At 57.7% G+C, this 25049-nt stretch carries 22 protein-coding genes; 14 read left to right on the forward strand and 8 right to left on the reverse strand.

The window, feature by feature from the left end:
- The first annotated feature begins 10 nt into the window (after positions 1-10).
- The 6 genes from Q0837_RS01195 (at position 11) to Q0837_RS01220 (ending at position 7619) form a co-directional block, all read left to right on the forward strand.
- Positions 11-820 carry an alpha/beta fold hydrolase gene (locus Q0837_RS01195; RefSeq protein WP_298464173.1) on the forward strand — a complete coding sequence of 270 codons (810 nt, stop codon included), beginning with the start codon at positions 11-13 and terminating at the stop codon, positions 818-820.
- Entirely contained in the window at positions 810-1718 is a 909-nt protein-coding gene (locus Q0837_RS01200; protein WP_298464176.1) for an NAD(P)-dependent oxidoreductase, read from the forward strand. The genes Q0837_RS01195 and Q0837_RS01200 overlap by 11 nt, the downstream gene beginning before the upstream one ends.
- Complete coding sequence (locus tag Q0837_RS01205) at positions 1715-3496, forward strand: CocE/NonD family hydrolase (RefSeq protein ID WP_298464178.1); 1782 nt, start codon at positions 1715-1717, stop codon at positions 3494-3496. The genes Q0837_RS01200 and Q0837_RS01205 overlap by 4 nt, the downstream gene beginning before the upstream one ends.
- Positions 3497-3575: 79 nt before the next feature.
- Complete coding sequence (locus Q0837_RS01210) at positions 3576-4997, forward strand: MmgE/PrpD family protein (RefSeq protein ID WP_298464180.1); 1422 nt, start codon at positions 3576-3578, stop codon at positions 4995-4997.
- Between the two features lie 125 nt (positions 4998-5122).
- The gene (locus Q0837_RS01215; RefSeq protein ID WP_298464182.1) at positions 5123-6049 is read left to right on the forward strand and encodes a TauD/TfdA family dioxygenase; all 927 of its coding nucleotides are present in this window, start codon (positions 5123-5125) and stop codon (positions 6047-6049) included.
- A 202-nt stretch (positions 6050-6251) separates the two neighbouring features.
- On the forward strand, positions 6252-7619 hold the full coding sequence (locus Q0837_RS01220; RefSeq protein ID WP_298464186.1) for a RidA family protein: 1368 nt from the start codon (positions 6252-6254) through the stop codon (positions 7617-7619).
- A 61-nt stretch (positions 7620-7680) separates the two neighbouring features.
- Here Q0837_RS01220 and Q0837_RS01225 read toward each other — a convergent pair whose 3' ends face one another.
- From Q0837_RS01225 to Q0837_RS01240, 4 genes are all read right to left on the reverse strand, one after another.
- Positions 7681-8235, reverse strand: coding sequence for a carboxymuconolactone decarboxylase family protein (locus Q0837_RS01225; protein ID WP_298464190.1), 555 nt, complete (start codon positions 8233-8235; stop codon positions 7681-7683).
- 161 nt (positions 8236-8396) lie between these two features.
- Positions 8397-9188 carry a helix-turn-helix domain-containing protein gene (locus Q0837_RS01230; protein WP_298464193.1) on the reverse strand — a complete coding sequence of 264 codons (792 nt, stop codon included), beginning with the start codon at positions 9186-9188 and terminating at the stop codon, positions 8397-8399.
- Between the two features lie 147 nt (positions 9189-9335).
- On the reverse strand, positions 9336-9821 hold the full coding sequence (locus tag Q0837_RS01235) for a 3-isopropylmalate dehydratase (RefSeq protein WP_298464196.1): 486 nt from the start codon (positions 9819-9821) through the stop codon (positions 9336-9338).
- Positions 9821-11104 (reverse strand): 3-isopropylmalate dehydratase large subunit, encoded by a 1284-nt coding sequence (locus tag Q0837_RS01240; protein WP_298464198.1) that lies wholly within the window; start codon positions 11102-11104, stop codon positions 9821-9823. Before Q0837_RS01240 ends, Q0837_RS01235 begins: the two co-directional genes overlap by 1 nt.
- Before the next feature lie 186 nt (positions 11105-11290).
- Here Q0837_RS01240 and Q0837_RS01245 point away from each other — a divergent pair, with 186 nt between their 5' ends.
- From Q0837_RS01245 to Q0837_RS01260, 4 genes are read left to right on the forward strand one after another with little or no spacing between them, the layout of a single operon-like run.
- On the forward strand, positions 11291-12205 hold the full coding sequence (locus Q0837_RS01245) for an isocitrate lyase/phosphoenolpyruvate mutase family protein (RefSeq protein ID WP_298464201.1): 915 nt from the start codon (positions 11291-11293) through the stop codon (positions 12203-12205).
- Positions 12202-13623 (forward strand): FAD-dependent oxidoreductase, encoded by a 1422-nt coding sequence (locus Q0837_RS01250; RefSeq protein ID WP_298464204.1) that lies wholly within the window; start codon positions 12202-12204, stop codon positions 13621-13623. The genes Q0837_RS01245 and Q0837_RS01250 overlap by 4 nt, the downstream gene beginning before the upstream one ends.
- A complete protein-coding gene (locus Q0837_RS01255; RefSeq protein ID WP_298464207.1) occupies positions 13620-14531 on the forward strand; it encodes a polysaccharide deacetylase family protein in 912 nt (303 codons plus the stop codon). The genes Q0837_RS01250 and Q0837_RS01255 overlap by 4 nt, the downstream gene beginning before the upstream one ends.
- Positions 14528-15454, forward strand: a complete 927-nt coding sequence (locus tag Q0837_RS01260) for a polysaccharide deacetylase family protein (RefSeq protein ID WP_298464209.1) — start codon at positions 14528-14530, stop codon at positions 15452-15454. Before Q0837_RS01255 ends, Q0837_RS01260 begins: the two co-directional genes overlap by 4 nt.
- A gap of 4 nt (positions 15455-15458) precedes the next feature.
- Here Q0837_RS01260 and Q0837_RS01265 read toward each other — a convergent pair whose 3' ends face one another.
- Positions 15459-16706, reverse strand: coding sequence for an MFS transporter (locus Q0837_RS01265; protein ID WP_298464211.1), 1248 nt, complete (start codon positions 16704-16706; stop codon positions 15459-15461).
- Between the two features lie 357 nt (positions 16707-17063).
- Here Q0837_RS01265 and Q0837_RS01270 point away from each other — a divergent pair, with 357 nt between their 5' ends.
- Both Q0837_RS01270 and Q0837_RS01275 read left to right on the forward strand, forming a co-directional pair.
- On the forward strand, positions 17064-18410 hold the full coding sequence (locus tag Q0837_RS01270) for an MFS transporter (RefSeq protein ID WP_298464214.1): 1347 nt from the start codon (positions 17064-17066) through the stop codon (positions 18408-18410).
- Positions 18410-19345, forward strand: coding sequence for an alpha/beta hydrolase (locus tag Q0837_RS01275; RefSeq protein WP_298464217.1), 936 nt, complete (start codon positions 18410-18412; stop codon positions 19343-19345). The genes Q0837_RS01270 and Q0837_RS01275 overlap by 1 nt, the downstream gene beginning before the upstream one ends.
- A gap of 76 nt (positions 19346-19421) precedes the next feature.
- Here Q0837_RS01275 and Q0837_RS01280 read toward each other — a convergent pair whose 3' ends face one another.
- Positions 19422-21812 (reverse strand): transketolase, encoded by a 2391-nt coding sequence (locus Q0837_RS01280; protein ID WP_298464220.1) that lies wholly within the window; start codon positions 21810-21812, stop codon positions 19422-19424.
- 644 nt (positions 21813-22456) lie between these two features.
- Here Q0837_RS01280 and Q0837_RS01285 point away from each other — a divergent pair.
- Complete coding sequence (locus tag Q0837_RS01285; RefSeq protein WP_298464223.1) at positions 22457-22888, forward strand: PaaI family thioesterase; 432 nt, start codon at positions 22457-22459, stop codon at positions 22886-22888.
- 2 nt (positions 22889-22890) lie between these two features.
- On the opposite strand, the gene Q0837_RS01290 is transcribed toward Q0837_RS01285, so the two are convergent.
- Together Q0837_RS01290 and Q0837_RS01295 are read right to left on the reverse strand one after the other, a co-directional pair.
- Positions 22891-23319 (reverse strand): hypothetical protein, encoded by a 429-nt coding sequence (locus Q0837_RS01290; RefSeq protein ID WP_298464226.1) that lies wholly within the window; start codon positions 23317-23319, stop codon positions 22891-22893.
- Positions 23297-24220: a LysR substrate-binding domain-containing protein gene (locus Q0837_RS01295; protein WP_298464228.1), complete on the reverse strand. Its 924-nt coding sequence runs from the start codon at positions 24218-24220 to the stop codon at positions 23297-23299. The genes Q0837_RS01290 and Q0837_RS01295 overlap by 23 nt, the downstream gene beginning before the upstream one ends.
- Before the next feature lie 83 nt (positions 24221-24303).
- Between Q0837_RS01295 and Q0837_RS01300 the strand changes: the two genes are divergently transcribed.
- Entirely contained in the window at positions 24304-25047 is a 744-nt protein-coding gene (locus Q0837_RS01300; RefSeq protein ID WP_298464230.1) for a thioesterase family protein, read from the forward strand.
- Positions 25048-25049: the final 2 nt, after the last annotated feature.

Below are 25049 nucleotides of genomic sequence, written 5' to 3' on the forward strand. Positions count from 1 at the left end.
ACCCGTGAACATGGTTCGCGTGATCCCGATGCCATGGGGAGAGGCCGCTGCAACCGTCGTCTCGCATCCGGGCAAGCCCTGGTTGACGCTGTTGCATACACTGGCGACAGACCGCAGTCTGTGGTCTGGGCAGGTCGTCGAGTTGGCGCAGCATTTCAATCTTCTGCTGATCGACATGCGAGGTCATGGCGATTCCGCTGCAGCCGAGCCGCCTTACAGCATTGGCGGCCTCTCTGATGACGTGGTCACCATCTGGGACGCTCTCGAGATCCCGGCGTCGTCCGTTGCCGGGCTGTCGATTGGCGGGATGATCGCTCTGTCTTTGGCCGCAGAGCATCCCGATCGCGTGAACGCAATGATCGCGGGCGGGTGCCGCGCCCAAACCTCCGATCAGTTTCGCGCCATGTGGAGTGCGCGACGGGCGCTCTTGACAGAAGGCGGCCTTAGCGCGGTTATCGATGCGACAATCCCGACGTGGTTTCCGCCTGAATCGCTTGATGCCAACCCCGCTTTGCCAAAGCGCGTTGCGGAGATGATCGGCAAGACCTCCACCGCTGGTTACATCGGCGCGACGCAGGCGCTTGAAGAGCTCGATCTGTCTGACAGACTGCCCGCAATATCCGCGCCTTGTCTGTTGCTTGTGGGCGATAAGGATGGCCCGCATCCGGGCGAGATGGCCAAGATGAAAGAGCAGATTGCGCATAGCGACCTGACCACCATCACCGGCGCAGGGCATTTGCCCAATCTGGATCAGCCAGGACAGTTCATGGCTGCCATAATGCCATTTCTGATCGAAAACGGAGCTGGCAATGGCGAATGATGATCGCGGTTTTTCCCGCCGGATAAGTGTTATCGGCTTGGGCATTATCGGCGGCAGCGTTGCTCGGCATCTGGTCGATGCAGGCTGGGATGTTGGCGGTCATGACCTTTCCGAAAAGGCAAAAGCAGAGGCATCTTCAAATGGTGTGACCATTCTCAACACGCCCGCTGCGCTCGCCGCTCATTCCGATCTGGTACTAACCAGCCTGCCAAGCGCGAAGGCGGCGGTGGCAGTTTTTGATACGCTGCTGGAACATGCGACTGGCCCCATGATCGTGGCAGAACTCAGCACGCTGGCGCTTGAGGATAAGTTTGCGCTGCGTGATCGAGTGTGCGGCACGCAATGCGCCATCCTTGATTGCCCGATCAGTGGCACAGGTGCGCAAGCGGCAAGCCGTGATATTGCCATTTATGCCAGCGGCGAAAGCGCGGCGATTGATCGCATGGAGCCGGCTTTCGATGCCATTTCGCGAAAGCTGATCCGCATGGGCGAATTCGGGCAGGGGTCCAAAATGAAGCTCGTCGCCAATCTGCTGGTGGCGATTCACAATGTTGCATCTGCAGAAGCGATGGCGCTGGGGCAGGCCGCGGGGCTTGAGCCCAATGCCATCATCGAAGCTGTTCAGGCAGGCGCGGGCAATTCTCGGATATTTGAACTGCGCGCACCGATGATGGCTGAACGTGTTTACGAACCAGCCACGATGAAGCTCGACGTATGGGACAAGGATATGCAGGCCATCGCTGCCTTTGCGGCCGAGCTGGGAAGTGCGGTTCCTCTGCTAGATGCCAGCCTCCCCTTGTATGACGCCGCGACCCAGCGGCACCCGCAATCAGACACAGCCGCCGTATTTGAAGCGCTGCGTGCGCTTACCAATTCAGACCTGGGAGCCGGTTCATGACGAACACCACTCTTGAAGACGCTGCGGTCGACCCGCTTATGCGCATCGAAATCCGTGACGGCATGGAGGTGCACTGGAACGTGCCCATTCCGATGGATGATGGAGCGGTGCTGCGTGCTGATATCTTCCGGCCCGTCGGGCAGGATCGCCATCCTGTGCTGCTGACCCATGGGCCGTATGCAAAGGGCCTGTCTTTCCAGGAGGGCTATCCCAGCGCGTGGAACATCATGGCGGAAAACCATCCTGATGTGACTGCAAACTCCAGCAACAAATATCAGAACTGGGAAGTTGTGGACCCCGAAAAGTGGGTTCCGGAAGGCTATGCCGTTGTGCGCGTGGACAGCCGTGGTTGCGGCGCATCGCCCGGCTATATCGACCATTTCTCTCCGCGAGAGACGCGCGATTTCTACGAGTGCATCGAATGGGCAGGGGTGCAGGATTGGTCGAATGGCAAGGTCGGCCTGAACGGCGTTTCCTATTTCGGGATCAACCAGTGGCAGGTCGCTTCGCTACAGCCGCCGCATTTGGCCGCGATGTGCATCTGGGAAGGCGCGGCGGATTTCTATCGCGACATGACCCATCATGGCGGCATCCTCAGCACGTTTTGGGCGAACTGGTCGGATATGCAGGTCAAGACGGTGCAATATGGCATCGGCGAAAAGGGCAAACGCAATCCTGTCACCGGCGAATTGGTGTGCGGGCCTGAACTGCTTGACGAAGAAACACTGGCCGAGAACCGGTGCCAGTTTGGTGATGAAATCCGCTCTCACCCGCTGGATGATGAGTATCACAAGGCGCGTTCACCCGATTGGTCTAAGGTCAATGTCCCTTTCCTGTCGGCAGCCAACTGGGGCGGGCAGGGGCTGCACACACGCGGCAATTTTGAAGGCTTTATGCGCGCTGCATCCAAGGACAAATGGTTGGAGGCGCACGGGCTTGAACACTGGACGCACTTCTACACCGATTATGGCCGCGAACTTCAGCTCGCCTTCTTCGATCGCTTCCTGAAGGGTGAAGAGGGGCGTTGGCCAGAGGAGCCGGCTGTGCGCCTGCAAGTGCGCAAGATCGACGGGTTTGACGGGCGCGAAGAAGCGGACTGGCCAATCCCGAGGACGAAATGGACCAAGCTGCATTTTGACCTCGTCAATGGCCGCTTGCTTGATGCGCCCAAGGGCGTGGATGAACAGATTAGCTTCGATGCAGAAGGCGATGGCATCACCATGCTGTCTGCCCCGATGCGTGAAGAAACCGAAATCACCGGCCCGTCTGCCTTGAAGATGGTCGTATCCTCATCAACGGACGATGCCGATCTGTTTGCCGTCCTGCGGGTGTTCTCGCCCGATATGAAAGAGGTGGTCTATCAGGGGGCAATCGATCCGCACACACCGGTCGGCCAGGGCTGGCTGCGCGTGTCGCATCGCAAGCTGGATGAGGAACTTTCGCGGCCCTATCGCCCCTATCATTCGCATGATGAGGAGCAATTCCTTGCTGATGGCGAGAAGGTGCCGGTCGATGTCGAAATCTGGCCGACCAGCGTGGTTGTTCCAGCAGGATACCGCATTGCTCTGACCATTCGCGGGCGCGATTATGAAAACGTCAAAAGCGGCGGTTTCCTGTCCAACTTCAAGAATGAGCTTCGCGGTTGCGGGCCATTCCTGCACAATGATCCCGAAGATCGGCCTGCGCCGCGCTATTCAGGGCGCACAACGATCCATGCAGGCGCGCAGGCAGAGGCCTATGTTCTCCTGCCTGTGATCCCGCCAAAAGAGGCCGGGTAAGCAAAGACAACCGCCGCGCTGCACGCGCCTGCCTGCAGGTCCGAATGCGAAGAAAACATGGCACCAGGAGATACAGGCTATGAGTGATGTTGCCAGCGCCGATGAAAACCCGGCGATCAACATTGTCGCCGATTTTCTCAGCGAAGTGCCTTCCAGCGTCACGGCGGATCTGCGCCACTCGGCGGCGCGGATTGTTCTCAATGGTCTGCGCGCGGCGCTATCTGCCAGCGGAGAACCACTGCTTGAGCGGATGCGCCTTGAAAAAGCGGCATCGTGCGGCGGCGGCGATGGGGCGGGGGTCTTGTTCACCGATACGCGCTTGTCTGCCGAAGATGCGGCGCTGTGCAATCAGCAGGCATGGCTGTATTTCCTGCTCGACGATGTTGAGCCGCGTTCGGGCATTCATCCCGGCGGTCCGGCGATCACGGCGGCGTTGGCGCTGGCAGAGCAAAGCGGGCGCAGCAGCAAGGCTGTTTCGGGTCAGCAGTTCCTGAACGCCGTGGTGGCAGGCATTGAAGTGCAGGTGGCCGTTGCCCTTGCATCGGCACCCGAAATGCTCCTGGAGCGCGGCTTTGCGCCGCTTTCCGCCCTTTCGCCCATTGGCGCCGCGGCAGCGGCCTGCGTGCTGGATGATACACCTGCACATCAGACCCGGCATGCTGTCGGCATGGCCGCGATGAGCGGAATTGGCATGTGGGAAATGGGCGGCTCTTCCAGCGCCGGATTCCTGACCGCGCTTGGCATGCGTTCAGGTCTCGCGTCATGGCAGGCAGCCAAGGTTGGCTTTGAAGCGCCAAAGGGTGCGATTGACGGGAAATTCGGCTCCTTTCGAGCTTATACCGGCAAAGCGCCCGAGGTGATCCGCGAGCACTTGCAGTCCCTCGGCACCACATGGGCGACCTCTGACATCCTGTTTCAGCCCTATTCCGGCGACACTTTTACTCAGGCCCCGCTTGTCGCACTGAAATCCCTGCGAGATGCGCTTGATGAAGGGGTAGACAGGCCTGTCATTGAAAACATCATTGTCCATGTCAGCGCGCGAACAGCCGCAGGGGTTGCACATAAATCTGCTCGCCATGCCAAAATACCCGATGCGCTGGCGTTCAATTCCGATCCCAAGTCGCGCATGGCTGCGGGCTGGTTGCACGGCATCTACAGCTTTGAACAGGGATGGGACCATCTGATCGGCGATGCTGAAATCGAAGACCTGCGCGAACGCGTGGAATTCCGTGAAGATTCAGCGATCGAGCCGATCTCAAGCGCCCGCGTGGAGCTGCAATTCGCCGATGGCCGAAGTGAGCAGACTGACACGGTTTCTTTCCCCGGCTCTGCCGAAAACCCGATGAGCGATCAGCAGGTGGAAGATGCGTTTCGCGAAGCGGCGCGGGGCAAACTGTCCGATGGCCGCTGCGATCGCATCATTGATGCGATCTGGGGCCTGGAAACAGCCAGCGATATGTCCGGTCTGTTCAATGGGATTTCGGCTGCCCCTGACCTGTGAAGGCCGATAGGTTGTCAGGGCGATGATCGCAGCAATCGCAGTTCGATAACGGGGCAATCTTGATAGGCTATTCTGAGCGGAGATGCTCTAAAACCTGAATCCGAAATTCGTGAGGATCCGATCCAATGCCGCTTACCATTCGACAGCTTGCCCCAACCTTTGCCGCTGAAATTCGGGGTGTCGATCTGCGTTCCACGCCGAGCCAGCAGGTGCTTGACGAAATTTACGACACGTTTCTCAAATATCGCGTCGTGGTGTTGCCGGGTCAGGCGCTTTCGATGGAGCAGCACCTTGCCTTTGGCGAGCTGTTCGGTCCGCTGCATGTTCTTCCTACGGTCAAGGGCATGGATTTGCGGATCAAAAACCGGGCTATCGATGACGTGTCCAACCTGGCTTCGGACGGATCGCTGGCCGGGGCCAACTCACCCAAGGCATTCTTTGCGTTGGGCAATCAGCTTTGGCACTCCGATCTGTCCTTCTGCGAAAATCCCGCGCACGCTTCCATGTTGCACGCCAGCGAGATCGCCGAAGAAGGAGGGGAGACCCAGTTTTGCGATCTTGTTGCCGCCTATGAAGCGCTGGACGACGATACAAAAGCGCAGATCGCGCCGCTTATTGCAGAACACAGCCTTGCCCATTCGCGCGTGCGCGGCGGCGACAGTCAGGCGGATGTTGAATACCTTTTGAAACTGCGCCCGCCTGCGATGCAGCCACTGGTCCGCACGCACCCGGAAACTGGCGAGAAAGTCCTGTATATCGGCGCGCATGTCGCCCGGATCGAGGGAATGAGCGCGGACGAGGGAGAAGCCCTGATCCAGAAGCTGCTCGATCACGCGACCCAGCCCGAAAGCGTTTACACGCATCGCTGGGCAGTCAACGATCTGGTGATCTGGGATAACCGCCAAACCTTGCACCGCGGGCGGCCCTATGATGTCGACAATGTCCGCCGGGTGATGCACCGCGTGACTGTCGATGGTGATGGCCCCAATGTTGTTGAAGGCAAAGTTGTCGAGCCGACCGTTAGTCGACGCGACGTGCGGGTCCCTGCCTGAGCCATCCGAGACGGAACACGGTCAGCACGTGGGTCGTTCGGCACCTTGCCGGGACCAATCCGCCCGCCGTGCCATTGTCGCCATTCGATAAGCCGCCAGTCGGCAAGTGCTCGGCGGCGTCTCAGCGCTAGTCTGTCCCATAGCAAAATTCTGGTTCCGTCCCTGCACGGAGACCCGTTTCATCAAGCAATGGAAGCATGCAATGTCTGACCCGAAATCTGCAAAAGCCCCCCAGGCAATCTGGCCGGATATTCCGCAGCCGCTGATGCCTTATAGCCCAGCGGTCAAAGCGGCCGACTGGGTTTTCGTTTCCGGACAATTGGCGAGCGATTTCAAGACCGGCATTGCGCCAGAGGCCAAGCCAGCCAATCCGAACCTCGCCGACGAGCAGGGCCTTCAATCCAAATTCGTCATGCAAACGCTTCAGCGCACGCTTGCTGCGGCAGGCGGCGATATTTCCAAGGATGTTGTGCGCATCTGGCAATGGTTCCCCTGGGACCGGCCGACAATGGAGGAGTTCGCAGAAGGCAATTGCTGGCCGGGCGTTACGATTTCCCCGTATCTCGATGCTCGAAACGAATTCATTTTTGAACCGCGCCCCGCTTCAACAGCGGTCAGCATCCGGTCGCTGCCGGTTCGCAATGCGCGGATCGAGGTTGATCTGATTGCCATCCTGGATGACACCAAGCCCGAAGGTTTTGCCGCACCGGAAGGTGTTCCGATGCCTCTCGCTGGCTATTCACCGGCACTGCGCCGGGGGGACTGGGTGTTTTTGGCGGGGGAAGTGCCAACCGATTGGGTCGGTGACTATGGCGAGGCGCGCAATATGGGCATGCCCAGCGCTCTCGCGCGTGAGGCCCGCGTCAATCCGCATGTCTGGTATGGCTCGGAGATCGAAGCTCAGACGGATTACACGCTCAGCAAGCTGGCGCGAATTGCGGAAGCATCAGGTTCATCACTTGAGCGCACGGTAAAGGCCGATGTCTATATCGGTGATCCAAGCGAATATGCCGGAATGGACCGTGTCTGGAAAAAGTGGTTCCCCAACAACCCGCCCGCGCGCTGCGTCATCCCCTATATGGGTCTTGGCACGCGGGGTAGCCGGATCGAGATAGCACTGACGCTTCTCGCCAATGATTCCAAGCTGGAAATCGAAACGGTTGAAACGTCCGGCGCACCCGAACCGTGGAGCCACGAGCCGCAGGCGGTAAAGGTGGGTAACTTCCTGTTCCTAAGCCAGCAGATGGCCTGCGATTCACGCGGAGTTCTTGCCGAAGGTATGCTGCGCCATCCCGAATTTCCGCATTATGGCCTGCCGGGGCAAAACCAGATGCGTCACATGATGAAGAACATCGCTGCGATCTGTGAAGCTGGCGGAACCAGTCTTGAGAACATCGTGCGCCGTGCTTGCTTCCATGATGCGGGCGATCACTTTGCCGATTCGATTGAAGAATGGGCGAGCTACTTCCCCGATGTGAAGCCGGCATCGACCACGATGATGATCGGTGGCCCGCTGGTCGTGCCGGGCGCCAATGCCCTGCTCGATCTGATCGCATACGTTCCGGATTGATCTTCGTCCGGTCGGCGGCTGCCCATCGAGGCGGCCGCCGACCAAGTTGATCTTGCGCGTTTTACGCGGAAGCGAATGGTTCTGCGCTCCCTTCGGGCACGGGAACCTCGAACGCTTTGATCGTCATCGAAATCAGCCCGTAGTAACCCAGAATTCCCACCAGATCGACGACGCTGCGATAGCTGAGCACGTCGACCGCTTTGGCATATGTTTCATCGCTGACTTCGCGGTTTCGCAGCAGCTGCGTGGTGAAGGCATAGACCACCTGCTCGTCCTGCTTGGCGAGCACGGGTTCGCGCCCTTCCCGGATCGCATCAACTGCCGCTGGATCAATGCCGGCCTCCAAGGCAATCGGGGCGTGGACGTGCCATTCAAAGCCTGCCTGCCAATGCGCGCCCGTGATGATAATCGCGAGTTCTGAGAGGCGTGGTGGCAGGGTGGTGTCATAACGACAGAACGCGCCCAGCGCCTGTGATTTGTCCGCCAGTTCGGGGCTCTCAAGCCAGACTTTCAACGGCCCCTGCACAACGCCGCGCGGACCAGACTTGATCGCATTGTAAACGCGCTGTTGATCCTCGCTGAGGTCTTCGAATGAAGCGGTTGGAATGCGGGACATTGCGATGGCCTCTCTCGTTAATGGCGGGGCATTCCGAGAGCGGTATCAGGATTGCGCCGTAGCAAACCACGATGGTTGGATAATTCTATCGTATCTCGAACACTTAAGGGGCGTGAATATTCTCGCTCCAATTACAGGCGGGCAACGCTAGTCATCACCTGCTACTCGACCGTCAGCTCGTTGCCGATCTTCTTTGCTGTTTCCATGACGATATCTGCATAGAGTTCTATCGCCTCCTGCAAGTTATGGGTCGAGGCAAAATAGACAAGCGCCAATGCGCCTATCGGGTGATCGCCGCGGAAGATCGGTGCCGAAATGACGGAGTTCTTGCCGACTGGCGCAGTGAAGGTGTTTCGCTCGCGTACGGCGAATCCGGCTTTGCGGATCTCGCGAAACTTCACGTCTTTCTTGGCTATCTCGATCATATGCGCCAACTCTTCGTCGGCTTGAGCCTCGATTTCCTCAAGGCGTTGTTTGCGTGTTTCGGGAGAGCAAAACGCAAGCCATGCCTGACCGGCGGCAGAATCAATCATCGGAAATGTAAAGCCGGGATAGTAATGATGAAGGGTCATTGACGTCAGTGTGTGGGTCGAATCGCGAACCACCATTTGATCGGCCAAAGGAGTTGCGATCAGAACTGGCCAGTGAATCTCCTGTGTAAGTTCCACGAGGTGAGGTCGGGCGATTTCAGCGAGCCTGTTTTCGTCCTGAAACCCATGAGCCAGAGAGCGGACCAGAGCTGTCACGTGATAGCGCTTGGTGCTTTCCTGACGCTCAATGTATTTTTCAATATGAAGTGTTGTCAGCATTCTGGCCACGGTCGGGTATGGCAGACCAGATATTTCCGCAGCTTCACTCAATGTGATCGGGCCGTGTTGGCTGACAATCTGAAGCATCTCAAGACCGCGCGCCAGAGACCGAATATAACGGCTGTCCGATTTTTCGACTGGCATATTATCCCCCATGCCCAACGCGGACAAATCACCTCTCCAGTGGTGTTTGCTTGCACCATTTGTGCGGTGCTTGTCTCATGTTCCCGTATCTTGTGTAGCGCTGAGTGTCATCAACGGACTTGAAGGACGCTGACCGATCAAGCCGGATTACGGCGCGGTGTTAAACTGCTTTTCCAGATAGTTTATCAAGCCGCCCGCCTTGACGATCTCCATCAGTTCGGCTGGCAACGGCTGGATAACATACGACTTTTGAGTGCTCGCGTTCCGCAGTTTACCCTGCTCCAGATCAAGGTCGACATGATCGCCTGCGGAGATTTCGGCCACATTGGCGAAGTCGAAAATCGGCAATCCCAGATTGAGCGCGTTGCGATAGAATATCCTCGCAAAAGACTGTGCGAAAACGGCGCCAACTCCCAGCAGCTTGAGCGAAACTGCGGCTTGCTCGCGCGATGATCCCTGACCGAAGTTCCTGCCAGCAAAGATGATGTCACCGGGCGCAACAAGGTTCGGGAAATCCGGCTCGATCGCAGTCATGCAATGGCGAGCCAGTTCTTCGGGATCAAGCTTCAGCTTGTTACCGGGGGCCAGCAGATCGGTGCTGATCCCGTCTCCGAACACCCATGCCCTGGCCATCAGGTCATCTCCATCAGATCACGCGGATCGGCAATGCGACCGACAACCGCCGAGGCAGCGGTAGTGTAGGGCGATCCAAGATAGACGCTGGCTCCGCTATGACCCATCCGACCCTGAAAATTGCGGTTGGTGCTGGAGATGCAGACATCGCCATCTGACAGGATGCCTGCTCCCATTCCGGCGCAAGCGCCGCATCCGGTTGGCATGATCTTGGCGCCGGCATCAACAAGTGTCTGGATCGTACCATCCGCGCTAGCCTTGCCCATAACCTCCTGTGACGCAGGAGCGACGAGCAGGCGCACATGATCAGCTACTTTCCGGCCTTTCAGGACTTTCGCGACCATCTGCAGGTCAGACAGTTTGGCACCTACACAGGCCCCGACATAGGCCTGGTCCACGCGCACGGATGAAAACGAGTCGACATTGTCGGTGTTGTCCGGCGAATGCGGCGCGGCAACCTGCGGGACCATCGCTGCCATGTCAAAACGCTTTCGTTGCAAGTATCGAGCATCGGAATCCGGCGCGAAGCCACGGCTTTCAGCTTCGTCCTGCACCGGTTTGCCGCGATCGCGCAAAAACCCGAACGTCGTATCGTCAGGCGCGATCAAACCGGCTTCACCGCCCAGTTCGGCGGTCATGTTGCTGAGCACCATGCGTTCTTGCATGGTCATCGCTTCCACTGCGCTTCCGCCGAACTCGAAAGCGCAAAAAGCGTTGTCCAATCCAACTTCGCGGCAAAGCATGAGCATGACGTCTTTGGCTACGACACCGCGCGGCAGTTTGCCGTCTAGCTCTATGCGGATGCTTTCGGGGACCCGTATCCAGGTCTTACCCGTCGCGACAATTCCGACCATGTCCGTCGCGCCATAACCCGCCACATAAGCGCCAAACGCGCCGCCAGTTGGAGAATGGCTGTCCCCGCCTGCGACAAATTCACCGGGGCGCATGAGGCCCTTTTCCGGGAGAACGAGGTGGCAAATGCCGATCATGTCGAAGAACTGTTCAACTTCGTGCTCGCGCGCGAAATCACGGGTCGTCTTTAAGATCGCAGCGGAATCAGCATCGGTGGCAGGCACGTAGTGATCCGTGACGATTGCGACCTTGGCCGGATCCCACAGACCAACACCCAGCTTCTCCAAATGCGGTGCCCAGCGGCGCGGCCCCGAGCTGTCATGCGCGAAAGCAAGGTCCACATTCGCGGTCACGATCTGTCCGGGTGTCACGCTTGCAAGCCCCGCAGCGCGCGCGATCAGTTTCTCGGCCATGGTCGCCGGACGGATCATCCTGGACAGTCTCCAAAAAGTTCGGCTTGAAAGCAAACGACGAACGAAACGCCCGCAGTTGCAGCGTTTGGGGTGAAGTATGCTGCGCTGCGGCGTGTTGCTATTGTCCAGCCCGGACTTGTCGCCATTCGATAGCTGACCCTCTGCCGATTGTCCCGCCGCATGGCCAAGCCTACGGCCATGCTTATGAACGGATCACGCGCAAGCAAAGCGGCGGCTCTCTCCCAGTTGCTCGAAAATGGTGTTCTCGCGCCCGGTTGTTACGACGGACTTTCTGCGGCGCTCGTACAGGCTCATGGTTTCCAAGCCGCCTATGTAACAGGCGGCTCCATTGCCTATTCACGGCTTGGCAGGCCCGACATTGGTCTGGTTTCGATGTCGGAGGTGGCCGAAACCATTGCGCTTATTGCGGATCGGGTTGAAATCCCATTGATCGTCGATGCCGACACTGGCTTTGGCAATGCGCTGAATGTCATGCGCACCGTCCGCACCTTTGAGCGCGCGGGTGCGACTGCCATACAGCTAGAGGATCAGCAGATGCCCAAGCGCTGCGGTCACCTGGCGGGCAAGTCGCTGGTGTCTTGCGAAGAGATGGTGGGCAAGCTGAAGGCGGCTCTGGATACCCGTGAAGACGCGCTGATCGTCGCGCGAACAGACGCGATTGCCGTCGAGGGATTCGATGCCGCTTTGGAACGGGCAGAGGCTTACGTCGAAGCCGGTGCGGACATTCTGTTCGTCGAGGCACCCCCTTCTGATGAGGCGATGAAACAATTGTGCGCTCAATTTGATGGACGCGCCGTTCTCTTGGCCAATATGGTCGAAGGCGGTTCAACACCGATCCGGCCAGCGCAAGAACTCTACGCTTTGGGATACCGGCTCGTGATCTTCCCCGGCGCATTTGCGCGTACGGTTGTGCAAGCGGCAAACGATATGCTCGCCGTGCTAAAACGTTATGGCACCACCGAGAATTATTGGGACAGGATGGTCGACCTAAAGGGTATCAACGATGCGATCGGAACGGGCGAGCTGATCGAGCATGGCAAACGCTACAGCCCCGAAATGGCTTCTTTCGCAACCTTGCCGACGGATGGTGATGCATGAGTGTGATCACGGATAGTCAGGCAGAATTTGAGTTCATTGTGGATGTCCTGATTGTCGGTGCTGGTGCATGCGGCCTGACTGCTGCTCTGGCAGCCTGCGATGGCGGCGCGTCGGTACTTGTTCTTGAGCGCGACAAGGTGCCACTTGGCACGACAGCAATGTCGACCGGATTGGTCCCGGCCGCCGGAACCCGCATTCAGCAGGCTGCCGGTATTGAAGATAATGCGGAATTGTTTGCTGAAGATCTGCTCCGCAAAAGCAAGGGCACGGCTGATGCCGATTTTGTCCGTGCGGTTTGCGCGGCATCCACCGAAACAATCGACTGGCTGAGTGAACAGCATGGCGTGCCGTTCAGCCTGTTCGAGGCAGGCGGTGCATTGCCTGGCCATAGCCGCGCACGGCTGCACGGTACACCGTCGCGCACCGGAGAAGAGCTGATCGCGTCGCTGCATTCCGCTGTCGAAAGTGCAGGCGGAGATGTGATGACGAGCGCCCTCGTCAGCGAACTGATCAGCGACGGCAAGGGCATGGTCACCGGCGTTGTCATCGATCGTCCCGATGGTTCGCAGGAGCGCGTCGGTTGCCACACTTTGGTGCTCGCCACCTGCGGATTTGCCGGCAATCCGGAAATGGTCGCTGATCACATTCCTGAACTCGCTGGGATCATGGCACATACCCATCCCGGCGCGAATGGCGACGCGTTGCGCTGGGGAACCGAGTTGGGTGCCCAGACTGCCGACCTCGGTTCCTATCAGGGGCATGGCAGTCTGGCGGCGGGGCATGGTCTGCTGCTCAGCTGGCTTTCGGTCAGCGAAGGCGGGTTTCAAGTCAACGCCGAGGGGCAGCGCTTCTCCGATGAATCGCGTGGCTACTCAGAACAGGCAGTTGATGTCGGTGCGCAGACCGACGGATTCGCCTGGACGATTTACGATGCGCGGATCGACGAGATCATGTCGGAGATCAGCGAGTATCGCGAATTGCGCAATGCCGGAGCGATGATCCAGGCAGACAAGATCAATGCATTGGCGGAAGCGATACGAGTACCTGTGGCAGCATTGGCAGACACAGTGGCCAACATCGCCGTACATGCGCAAAGCGGCGAAGCCGACGCCTTCGGCCGTGTATTTCAGGCTGAAAAGACTCTGAAAGCGCCATTCTTTGCAGCCAAGGTAAATCCCGCACTGTTCCACACTCAAGGCGGGCTTGTCGTCGATCACGATGCCCGCGTGCTCGGGGCGAATGGCGATCCTTTGCCCAACCTCTTCGCCGGTGGCGGCGCGGCGCGCGGCCTCTCCGGCGCAGGCGCTTCGGGCTATGTCGCAGGCAATGGCCTGATGTCGGCCACGACCTTGGGTAAACTGGCTGGACGCGCCGCTGCGAGCCAAGCGCTTGCCGAAAATTCGGGAGGCGCATCATGAAGCCAAGCCTGGGTGCATATGATTGGTGGCCCTACCGGGACCGCCCCAAGGTGGTCTGGCCCAACGGCGCCCGGATCGCCTTTTGGGTGGCGCCCAATATCGAATTCTACGAACTTGACCCGCCACTTAACCCAACGCGCAGAGCATGGCCCCGGCCATATCCCGACAACGAAGCCTATTCCGTTCGCGATTACGGCAATCGCGTGGGTCATTGGCGGCTCATGGAATTGCTTGATCGCCACGGTGTTCGGGGGTCGGTATCGCTCAGCATTGCCTTGCTCGATCATCATCCCGAAATCATCGAAGCCTGTGCCGAGCGCGATTGGGAGTTCTTCAGTCACGGCATCTACAACACGCGCTTTACCTACGGCATGAGCGAGGATGAAGAGCGCGAGATGATCCGCGACAGCATTCAGTCGGTACAAAAGGCGACTGGGCAGCGGATTTCCGGCTGGCTCGCCCCGGCGCTGACCTACACCGACAAGACGATAGATCTACTCGCGGATATGGGACTTTCCTATACCTGCGACCTGTTTCACGATGATCAAGTCACGCCGGTCAAGACGCCCACGGGCAAGCTGTGCTCTGTCCCCTACAGCCTGGAATATAACGATTCCATCGCGTTTCAGGTCAATAACCTGCCGCCGCGCCGCTATTTCGATATGCTCAAGGCGGGATTTGACAGGTTGTATGAGGAGGGGGCGGAATCGGGCACGGTGATGTGTATCCCGCTCCATGCTTATCTCGTTTCGCATCCCTACCGGATGGAGAGCTTTGCGCAGATCCTCGAATATATTTGCGGCCACGACGACGTCTGGGTCACGACAGCAGGCGAGATCGCGCAGTACTGGACCGAAAATTACTGGGATGCAGCGGTGTCCGATATTGCGCGGAGGAACGCATCGTGAGCAGCAATCCGCCAATGGTCTATCCCCATCGCCAGTATGGCATGGACCATGACCGATATGACTGGTCGCTTTTGCAAAAGCGCGCTCCGGTTGAATGGCCTGACGGCAAGAATATTGCGCTCTGGGTGAATATCGCTGTCGAAATTTTCCCGATGGATGACGATGCCAAGCCGTTCAAGCTGCCCGGGACAATGGTGAAGCCCTACCCCGATTTGCAGACCTATACATGGCGCGATTATGGCAATCGCGTGGGTATCTATCGCGTGATGCGCGCGGCGGACAAATTCGGCATCAAGCCCGACTGGTCGGTCAATGCGGCCATTGCAGAGAAGTACCCGCGGTTGCTGCGCGATATCCTCGCGCGCGATGAAGATGTGATCGCGCACGGAATGGATATGGCCTCCCCCCATCATGGAGAGATGTCCGAAGCCGACGAGCGAGCTCTGGTGGAAAAGACGCTGTCTTTGCTGAAGGGTGCAGGGGCAAAGGACATTCGCGGCTGGCTTTCGCCGGGCAAATCTCAATCCGCCCGAACGCCTGAAATTCTGGCTGATGCGGGGCTCGAATTCTTTTGCGACTGGCCCAATGATGAGCTGCCTTACAGGTTCCGAACCGATGCTGGTGAGATCACTTCCATGCCGCACTCATCCGACCTCAATGACCGGCGGATCATCGTCGATTTCAGGCATGATGAAGCCAGTTTTGTCGATCAGGTGAAGGACCAATACACCTACCTCTCTCGCGAAGCTGCGGCCGAAGGCGGTCGGGTCATGTCGCTGACCCTGCATCCCTGGGTGACCGGGCAGTCGCACCGGATCGCAGCGCTGGAAGAAGCGTTTGCATTCCTCTGCGACAAGGCCGATATCTGGTTTGCTTCGGGCGCAGACATCTGCACGGAATGGAAGCGCCAGACCGGCGGCTGACCAATTAGTCTTCGGCGGTGGGCTTGTAGAGTTTCCATCCGAACAGCGATACGAACAGGTAGCAGGCCAGCGCGACGAAATAGGCGTCACTGGTAGACCCAGCGTCCGCCACCACGCCCATGACCAGCGGAACGACCGCTCCACCAGACACACCGAATACAAGCGCGGCCGCGCCGCGCTTCCTGTTTTCGCCAAGGCCGCGCAGACCAAGCGCAAAGATCAATGGATAGGTGCCGCCGCACCCGAACAACGTCCCCATCAACGCGATCGTCGATACCGTGGGAATATCGGCTACGGCTATGGCTAGCAAAAGGACATTCCAGACCGCGAAACACGTGAGGACCACGTTGGTGGATACCTTGCCTAGCATCGCCGTGGAAACAATGCGGCCAGCAAGGAACAGACCCATCGCCACTGACAGCAGATAGGCCGCCTTGCTGGTCTCAATTCCCGACCAGTTTTCGGTCACGAAGTTGATGAATAAAGTGCCTATTCCAACCTGTGCGCCGATGTTCAGCCATTGGGCGAAGACCGCCCATTTGAAGTGGCGGTACCCCATCAGTCCAGTCGTGGGGGCACCAAACTGCGGGGCTTCATCTTCTGTCAAAACTGCTGCTTTGGGCAGGGGCGCGAGACCATAGATGACCGCGAAGACAATCACTGCAGCGCCGATTGCACCGTAGGTCGCGACCACAGAGCTTAAGTCGCCGCCGGTTGGTTCCTGGTCCGCGAAGAACATCATTCCGCCGATCAGCGGCCCTGCAAATGTGCCAAGCCCGAACACGGATTGCGCTATGGCAATCCGCCGGTCGGCGTTCTTCGACGGGCCGAGTAATGTGACGTAAGGGCTGGCCGCTGTCTCGACACAGACCAGCCCGGTGGCCAGGATAAAGATCGACGCCACGAAGAAATTGAAACTGGCCGTTGTCGCTGAAGGGATGAACATGAATGCGCCAGCTGCGTAGATCGCAAGACCGACCAGGATCGTGTATTTGTATCCGATTTTCTCAAGCAGCCGACCGGCAGGCCATACGACCGTTGCATAGGCACCAAAATACGCCGTCTGCAGTAATGTGCTGCGCGCCTTGGTGATATCGAAGACATCCTGGAAATGCTTGTTGAGCACTTCCAGCAAACCGTACGACAACCCCCAAATGAAGAACAGCGAGGTGGTCAGGACGAGCGGCCATAGCAAGCTGGTGCCAGACATGGGCGGCGTCCGGTGACTGCCTGTTTGAGTGCCGTGTGTCATCTTTATGCGCCCCTTGGGATAGGTGCTGGCAACGCGCGGCAAGGCAATCGCAATTATCAAACTGTGCGTTCAGCCCGTTTTGGATCGCACGCCTTGTGGCACCTACGCCATATGATCACCGGCCTGTTGTCGAACTGCGATAACGGTTGAGATCGGGTGCATACGGTTTTGCCGCAAACGCATACCAGTCATTACCATGGGCAAGAGCGTGGATAACGCCGGGGAACGCGAAGCGCAGAATTTGCATGATTCCGGGAAGAACCACACCGAGATTGGCAGTGGTCGGGAAACGCTGGCCGATACTCTTTTGGACGGCCGAATCCCTGCCGACGCTGATTCAAGGATAATGATGCAAGCATGACACAAGCGGCCAAGAGCATCCAAGGCGCTTCGGAGATCAAGCCATTGCCGTTCTATGTCACGTTTGGCTGGGGGCTTGGATCGCTGGGTGTCCTGTCGCTGCTTTTCGTCACCAATGCTCTGGTGCTGAAATACGCGGTCGATGTTCTGGGGCTTTCCGCGCTGATCGCCGGCCTTGTGGCTGCTGGGTGCCGTATCTTTGATGCGCTGCTTGATCCGTTCATGGGCACCCTTAGCGACAATACGCGGACGCGCTGGGGGCGCAGACGTCCCTATATCCTGCTGGGGACTTTCCTGTGCGGCATCGCCTCGGTTCTGATCTTCGCCGCGCCAGAGGCGATCAGTGAGGCAATGCTGCCGATCTATTTTGGCTTCGCGCTGATATTCTACGCGGTCGCCTATACGGTCTTCAACGTCCCTTACATGGCCATGCCCGTGGAAATGACCAAAGACCGGCATGAACGCACCTTCATGTTCTCATTCCGGGTGCATGCCGGAGCGATAGCCGGACTTATCGGAGGGGGGCTGGCACCGTTTCTCGTCGATTGGTTTGGGGGTGGTCGCAGCGGCTACGCATCGATGGGCATTGTGATCGGCCTGTTCATATTTGCCGCGTGTCTTGCGTGCTTCATCCTCACTTCAAAAGCACCGGTGAATCTGGAGGCGCAAGCAGACAAATCGCCGAAGCTTTCGCAGATCAAGGAAACCTGGAAGAACAAGCCATTCATCTGGCTGATGGTTGCCAAGGTTTTGGTGGTTGGCGGTGCGGGGATCGGTGGTTCCAGCATGGCTTTCTTTGCGACAATCGTGCTGGAAAAATCGCTTGGTTGGCTCGCTTACATCACTGCAGGACAAATGATCGGTATCATGATCTCCCAGTTCCTGTGGCTGAAAATAGCCAAGCGCTTCGGGAAACGTGCATCCTTTATTGCGGCGGCCAGCCTCTACGTCGTGGCGACATTGACATGGCTTACGGCTACCCCTGAAACTACGGAAATCGGGGTTGTTATTCGGGCCTTTGCGATGGGCATCTGCATGGGCGGCATCATGTTGGCGAGCCAGGCAATGTTGCCCGATACGCTGGATCATGAATTTGAACTCACCGGCGTGCGGCACGAAGGGGTGCTCACCGGGATTTATACCACGGTCGAGCGTGGGTCTTCGGCTCTCGGTGTAGCACTTGCCGGATTGATACTGAGTGCAGGCGGTTATGTCGCTGGCGCGGCTGCCATAGATCAGCCCGCTTCTGCGATAGCCGCGATCTACGCATCGATGGCTGTTTTCCCCTCGATCGGGATGTTCGCGTCGGCATGTGCAATCTGGAACTATCGATTGGAAGGGTGATGGCAGTTATGGTTGGCTTCTTCCTTCGCGGGATGCTCTTGATGTTTGCCATCAGTGCGAGCGTAACCAGTGTGGCGGCTGTGGCGGAAGATAAGATGATGTTTCGTATGATCGATGGCGATGGCGGTGTTCCCTTGCGGGTTGTCGAAACAGGCAATCCCGACGGACCAGCCATTTTGTTCATCCATGGGATGGCGCAAAGCACCCTGTCGTTTGAAAGGCAGCTCAATTCCGACCTTGCCAAACGCTTCCGTCTTGTTGCTTTCGACCTGCGCGGGCACGGCGGTTCGGCAAAACCGTGGCGGTCTTCTGACTATGCCGGATCACGGGTATGGGCCGCCGATGTAGCCGCAGTCATCGAAGCGCTGGAATTGCGCGATGTGACCATCGTTGGCTGGTCCTTCGGTGGATATGTCGCCGTCTCTTACCTGAGGCATTATGGCGATGATCGCGTGCGGGGGCTCAATCTCGTCGGAACTTCGGCCGGTCTGGTCGAATTCCAACCTCCCAAGAACAGTTCCGTCGAAAAAGTGACGGGCAACCCGGATAGTGTGGCCAGAAGGTCGTCGCTGGATCTTGCAGAGCGGGTCGCGGCAATGCACGAATTTCCTGATCTGTTGACCGCCGAGCCGATGGAGCCAGATGACCGCGACGCATCGTTCCACAGCGGCATCATGCTGCCAGCATATGCACTGCGTTTGTTCGACAAATTGCCGCTCGATAACAAGGATTTGCCTGAGCGCCTGACACTCCCGACACTGATATCAATGGGAACCCTCGATATCGGGATGGATGTACCAAGTGCCCGTCGCCTCGACCTGGCGCTACCCAATTCGGAACTGTCCCTGTTCGATGGAATTGGTCATTTCCCGGCATATGAATCCACCGAGAGGTACAACCAGGAACTCGCCGATTTCGTGAGCCGCTGCGATTGATCCGGGCCGGGCCGCACTGATTTCTTGACGAGGACGCCTGTGCCCTCGTCAGTCGTCGATCCATGAGAATGCGTTTTCAGACTAGGTGAATCTTTCGCCCCGCAGTCAGCTGATTCGCGGCGCCCACAATCGCATCGGCATCGATCATGAAATGCTTGTACAGGTCGCCGATAGTTCCGGTCTGGCCGAAGTGCTCAACACCCAGCGGTGCAACGGCATGCCCTCTTACACCACCAATCCATGCAAGCGTGGCGGGATGCCCGTCCGTCACCGTGATCATCGTCGCATTGCGAGGGACCGTTTCGAGCAGCCGCTCTATCTGGCTGGTTGCACTTGCATGACCACGCGCCCTGGCACGGCGGGCAGCGGTCCAGCCGGAATTGAGTCTGTCGGAACTGGTAACGGCCAATACCGCAATGTCGCGGCGATCATTGCCAATACGTCCGGCGGCGTCGATTACCTCCGGCGCAACGCACCCTTGATAGGCAATCACGATTTCGGTGTTTGGGCTTGGTTCTCTCAGCCAGTATGCACCATCGATCACTCCCCGGCGAAACTCCTCGTTGTCGCGCGGCTTGGCATGGATTTGTTCAATCTGGCGAGTGGTCAGGCGCAGATAGATTGACCCACCGGTTTCATCGCGCAGCCACGTTCGCTCATCCGGATCCCCATCGCCGCCGCGCTGCATGTAGTCGAACGACCAATCCATGATGATGGAAAGCTCGTCGAGATAAGCCGGCTCGAAACTGACGAGCCCGTCCTGGCTCATTCCGATCAATTGCGCACCGATGGATTGATGCGCGCCGCCTTCGGGGGCCAGGGTGACACCCGATGGTGTCCCGACGATCATGAAACGGGCATCCTGATAGCATGCGTAGTTGAGCGCATCGAGACCGCGCGCCACGAACGGGTCATAGACCGTTCCAATTGGCAGCAATCGTTCCCCGAACAAGGAATGGGAGAGTCCCGCCGCGCCTAGCAACAGGAACAGGTTCATTTCAGCAATCCCAAGCTCGATATGCTGTCCGTCCGGCGAGAACTTCCATTTTTGAGCCGAAGGAATGCGTTGATCGCGAAAAGTGTCTGCGATCCCGACCCGGCTGAACAACCCTTGACGATTCACCCATGCGCCAAGATTGGTTGAAACCGTCACGTCGGGCGATGTCGTGACAATCCGATCTGCAATCGGTGCTTCCGATTTGGCTATCGCGTCGAGGATTTTCCCGAACCCTGTCTGGGTAGACGCAAATCGGTCTTCGAGAAAAACCGGTCCTTCACTGGCGATGGTTGCTGCCGAATGGCGCCGGGGACCAGCCTTGAAGAATTCAGCGCTGTCCATCGCCGCCTGCGTTTTTGCAGGGTCAATCAGCCCGGCCTGCTTGTCCCATTCCTTGCCTTCAGGAATGCCCATACGCTTCTGGAACTCACGCATTTGCGCCTTGTTCATCAGGCCAGCGTGATTGTCCTTGTGCCCTGCCAGCGGCGTTCCCCAACCCTTGATCGTATAGGCCAGAAAGACAGTGGGCCTATCATCGTCCACGGCATCGAACGCGTCGCACAATGTCTGGATGCATTGCCCGCCCAGATTGTTCATCAGGTCGGTAAGTTCGTCGTCCGAGTACGTGTCCAGCAGTGCGGTAACATCACCCTGGTCGCCGATATCGTCCATCAGCCGTTCTCGCCAAGCCTTTCCGCCTTGAAACGTCAGGGCCGAATAATCCACGTTCGGGCAATTCTGTATCCAACGTTTCAGAACATTACCGCCCGGTTGATCAAAGGCCGCACGCTGCAGAACGCCATGGCGCAGCACGACAGTCCTCCAGCCAAACGCATCGAATATCGCTTCGATCTTTTCCCAAAGCCCCTCTCTAACGACGCCGTCGAGACTTTGCCGGTTGTAGTCGATGATCCACCACGTGTTGCGCAGGTTGTGTTTCCAACCCTCTTGCAAGCATTCGTAGATGTTTCCTTCGTCGAGCTCAGCGTCTCCGACCAGGGCAACCATTCTTCCCGCCTGATCTTCCTCGATCCAGGCGCGTTCGCTCAGGTAGTCCTGAATGATCGAAGCGAAGGCGGTGATGGCCACGCCAAGGCCAACTGAACCGGTTGAGAAATCGACATCATCGACGTCCTTGGTTCGGCTTGGATAGGATTGCACCCCGCCAAACCCTCTGAAGTTCTGAAGCAATTCGAGGGGTACATTACCCATCAGGTATTGAATGGCGTGAAACACGGGCGATGCGTGAGGTTTCACCGCAACGCGATCCTGAGGTTTGAGCGCGTGAAAATAGAGCGCGGTCATGATCGACACCATCGACGCGCACGAAGCCTGGTGCCCGCCAACCTTGACGTCGCCTTCTTCCTTGTCGCGAAGGTGGTTTGCGTTGTGAACAATCCAGCATGCGAGCCACAAGAGCCGTTGTTCGATTGATTTCAGATCTTCGCGGTTGCTCAATTGTCGTCCCATTCTTTTCCTGGTGAGCCGGTGCAGTGCCCAATGGCCTATACTGACCTCAGCGACCCGCTGAAAATGTGAAAAGCCCGGTTGCCTCGCCCGGTTTGCACATATTGCGGAGGCTCAAGCGAGTGTCCTGCTGCAATGTTCCGGATTGCCGGATAGCGACAACTCCGTTTGGGCACCGAAGATGTTATCGATTTCAAACAATTGAACCAAGCGCCACGTGCTCCTCTTCATCCGCGCGTGGGCACAAATATTCTGGCGGATTAGAACCGCATTTTCCTTAGGTTACACATTGGAAGGCGACACCAATTTTGGTGGTTTTGGTGCAAGAGAAGCAGCAATCGGGCCTTCATTTGGGCCTTCCGACAAGGTCGCGATAATTTGCCAGGTTAGAACAAAAACTTGTGCTATCGACATGAGCCCTCTTCGAACACAAACCACCGGAAGTCTAACTTGACCGGGGGCATTCTAATGGGGTGGGTCGGGATATTGTTTCTCTCGCTATAGACTCCGCGACAGCGCGCAGTGGTCCTATCCAATCACTCGATCAATGCGTCCCCTGTCCGAATGAGAATGGCCTATGCCGTCCGGTACGATGAGTTGACTCCACCAAATTGCCATGCAACTCAACCCGACAGGAGCGTAATTATATGTCGACCTGGGCTACTCAACGTTTGGACGCGCTCACTGACCAGAAAACCAAGCTGCCACCGGTCATCACGACCCTTCAACTCGGCGGACTGGATTCTTGGAGCCCTGGACACGTCAAGAAAACTTGGACCCCCACACCCGACCTCTTGAATGGCGACGGGACTATGTTTGGCGGCTATATTTCTGCTCTGGCAGACCAGATTCTGGCGTTTGCGGCGATGACTGTGGTGCCCAATGACGCGCATTTTCGCACGTCCAATCTTGCAGTGAACTTCATCCGCCTTTCACGGGCGAACCTGATCACGATCGAAGCAAAGGCGGTATCACAAACGCGTCAGGTGATAACCACCAGTGCTGAGTTCCATCGCGACGATGACAAACTGTTCGCCACTGCGACAGCCACACAATTCCTCCAACCGATCGGCGGCTAAGCTTAAATGAAGCTACCATCAGACAGAAGTTTGTCGGCTGCTTTCCGATCAATCTTGCCGCTTCTTGTCCGAGGTAAGGATCCGGCCGGAACCAACCTGATCTCTCGGGCGCAGAACCCATGATTTTTCAGAATTAGATCAGAGATTTCTTGCTCCAACTCTTGCTTTACCGCGTCCTTTCGCAAAAACAGCGGCGCTTCATGCAAGATCGCAACATTTTCACCGTCGTCACCTTGCGTCGAAATGGCGACGCGTGGGTACGCGGTCAATTTCGAATGGGCTGAACTGGCTGTCCGCTCAAGATCCTCCAGATTGTGATTCACCCCACGGACGATGATCACAGAGCGCAGGCGACCGCAGACATAAAGCCGATGATCGTCCAAAAAGGCGATATCGCCATATACGCCATCAGGAATCAGCGAAGTCAGCAACGCAATCCTGCAACCAGCGGTAGGTTTTCTGAATATTGGGCGAGAGCCATTTCGCTTCCTGACACAAGAAATTGTAGTCCTGTCTGTCAGCACTCACTTCAGTTAGCGGCGCTGTCAGCCGCGTTCCGAAAGAGGGATGTCGGCGAATGAGCGGGTCCATAGCCAGGGCGATCCCGTGCCCGTTTTCAGCGGCATCCAGCGCTCCGAGTATCGAATCGAAGACAAGGTCGTCTTCGGCATCCGCTATCTCGCATCCGGCAGATTCAAGCCAGTTCTGCCAAGCCGCCAAATTTGGACGCACATGAATTAGCGTGTGGTTCAAGATATCTCTTGGCTCGCTAAGAGGTGGCGCATTCTCAAGATAGTTCGGTGAAACGACTGGCAGGCCGCTGACGGAAACCAGTTGCTTGCAGGCCAAGCCCTGACTGTGATCGCTGCCAAACCTCAGGGCGATGTCGGCCTCTCCCCGCCGAACGTCGACATACGCATTGGATGTCTCAATCTTCATCTCCAGTCCCGGATTTCTTTCCTCAAACCGGGCGAGGTTGGGGAGCAGAACGGTGCTGGTGAAGAAAGGCAACGCGCTGATCCTGACAACGTTCGTCTTGCATGCGCGCTGGGCCTGGAGTGTCGCCAATTCCAGTTCTCGCAGCGCCGGACGGATGGCTTCGCAATAATCCGCACCAGCTTCGGTCAAACGGACGGTTCTACCGACTCGCTCAAACAGGCCGACACCAATCTGGTTTTCCAAAGCCCGGACTGCATGGGAAATCGCCGAAGGAGTTCTGCCTAGATCGTTTGCCGCCTCGACAAAGGATAGATGTGTGGCGGCCCTCTCAAACGCCAATAGGGACGTCGTCGAAGGTATCGCCAAATTAGATGAATTATCCTCATCATTCATGATTCAAACTCGCTTTATTCCAGCAATTCTATTGTCATAATCCTCTTATTAATTGAAATAATCCCAATCAAGATTGGCGGCAGATGGCGATTTTTGAACCGGATAGATCCGGCAACTGGATTGGCGGCGAACAGGCGCGGGGACCATTCATCGGACTTCAGGGCGGAGGTGTCGCATCGCTGATGGTCGCCGAGATCGAGAAAATTGCCACGCAGGAAGGCCTGGGTGCGGCGATGTCTGTTTCGGTGGAGTTTCTGCGCCCGACTCCTCTCATGCCGCTCATGACCAAACCCAATATCCTTCGCCGGGGCCGACGATCGAGCGTGCTTACGAACGAGATCTGGGCTGATGGAAAACAGACTGCGTCGGCAACTGTCTGTGTGGTTCACCCCGTCGGGGGACTAGGAATTGCCGATAGCGAACCACAGCGCATCGACGTGGGAAAGATCGATCCTCTTCCCACGCGAACCGCCCCACATGGCGGCCCGTGGCTGATGGACAATTTTGAAATACGCCCCGGCACCGATGGAATTGTCTGGTTCCGTCACAAAGATGAGATCACCCCGGACGCTACGCCGCTTGCGAGGGTGTTGGGGCCTGCGGACTGGACCCACGGCCTCGCCCGTCCTTCAGAGCCGAAGCTGGCTGACCCGAACGTCAACCTTCAGGTCGCCCTCGCGCGGCATCCGCGCGGGGAACATATCGGGATAAGGCCAAAGACAACCTGGACCTCGCAAGGAATTGGTCTGGGTGAGGGGGCCTTGTTCGACGAGCAGGGCGAGATTGGACGGGTGGCAATGTCGGCTGTGCTGATCCCCTTCACATAAGG

Origin of the sequence: uncultured Erythrobacter sp., assembly GCF_947499705.1 — a bacterium.
Taxonomy (GTDB): Bacteria; Pseudomonadota; Alphaproteobacteria; order Sphingomonadales; family Sphingomonadaceae; genus Erythrobacter.

Coding starts and splice junctions, on each gene's coding strand:
- Q0837_RS01195 (WP_298464173.1), top strand. CDS start 11: ATGGTTCGCGTGATCCCGATGCCATGGGGAGAGGCCGCTGCAACCGTC.
- Q0837_RS01200 (WP_298464176.1), top strand. CDS start 810: ATGGCGAATGATGATCGCGGTTTTTCCCGCCGGATAAGTGTTATCGGC.
- Q0837_RS01205 (WP_298464178.1), top strand. CDS start 1,715: ATGACGAACACCACTCTTGAAGACGCTGCGGTCGACCCGCTTATGCGC.
- Q0837_RS01210 (WP_298464180.1), top strand. CDS start 3,576: ATGAGTGATGTTGCCAGCGCCGATGAAAACCCGGCGATCAACATTGTC.
- Q0837_RS01215 (WP_298464182.1), top strand. CDS start 5,123: ATGCCGCTTACCATTCGACAGCTTGCCCCAACCTTTGCCGCTGAAATT.
- Q0837_RS01220 (WP_298464186.1), top strand. CDS start 6,252: ATGTCTGACCCGAAATCTGCAAAAGCCCCCCAGGCAATCTGGCCGGAT.
- Q0837_RS01225 (WP_298464190.1), bottom strand. CDS start 8,235: ATGTCCCGCATTCCAACCGCTTCATTCGAAGACCTCAGCGAGGATCAA.
- Q0837_RS01230 (WP_298464193.1), bottom strand. CDS start 9,188: ATGCCAGTCGAAAAATCGGACAGCCGTTATATTCGGTCTCTGGCGCGC.
- Q0837_RS01235 (WP_298464196.1), bottom strand. CDS start 9,821: ATGGCCAGGGCATGGGTGTTCGGAGACGGGATCAGCACCGATCTGCTG.
- Q0837_RS01240 (WP_298464198.1), bottom strand. CDS start 11,104: ATGATCCGTCCGGCGACCATGGCCGAGAAACTGATCGCGCGCGCTGCG.
- Q0837_RS01245 (WP_298464201.1), top strand. CDS start 11,291: ATGAACGGATCACGCGCAAGCAAAGCGGCGGCTCTCTCCCAGTTGCTC.
- Q0837_RS01250 (WP_298464204.1), top strand. CDS start 12,202: ATGAGTGTGATCACGGATAGTCAGGCAGAATTTGAGTTCATTGTGGAT.
- Q0837_RS01255 (WP_298464207.1), top strand. CDS start 13,620: ATGAAGCCAAGCCTGGGTGCATATGATTGGTGGCCCTACCGGGACCGC.
- Q0837_RS01265 (WP_298464211.1), bottom strand. CDS start 16,706: ATGACACACGGCACTCAAACAGGCAGTCACCGGACGCCGCCCATGTCT.
- Q0837_RS01270 (WP_298464214.1), top strand. CDS start 17,064: ATGACACAAGCGGCCAAGAGCATCCAAGGCGCTTCGGAGATCAAGCCA.
- Q0837_RS01275 (WP_298464217.1), top strand. CDS start 18,410: ATGGCAGTTATGGTTGGCTTCTTCCTTCGCGGGATGCTCTTGATGTTT.
- Q0837_RS01280 (WP_298464220.1), bottom strand. CDS start 21,812: ATGGGACGACAATTGAGCAACCGCGAAGATCTGAAATCAATCGAACAA.
- Q0837_RS01285 (WP_298464223.1), top strand. CDS start 22,457: ATGTCGACCTGGGCTACTCAACGTTTGGACGCGCTCACTGACCAGAAA.
- Q0837_RS01295 (WP_298464228.1), bottom strand. CDS start 24,220: ATGAATGATGAGGATAATTCATCTAATTTGGCGATACCTTCGACGACG.
- Q0837_RS01300 (WP_298464230.1), top strand. CDS start 24,304: ATGGCGATTTTTGAACCGGATAGATCCGGCAACTGGATTGGCGGCGAA.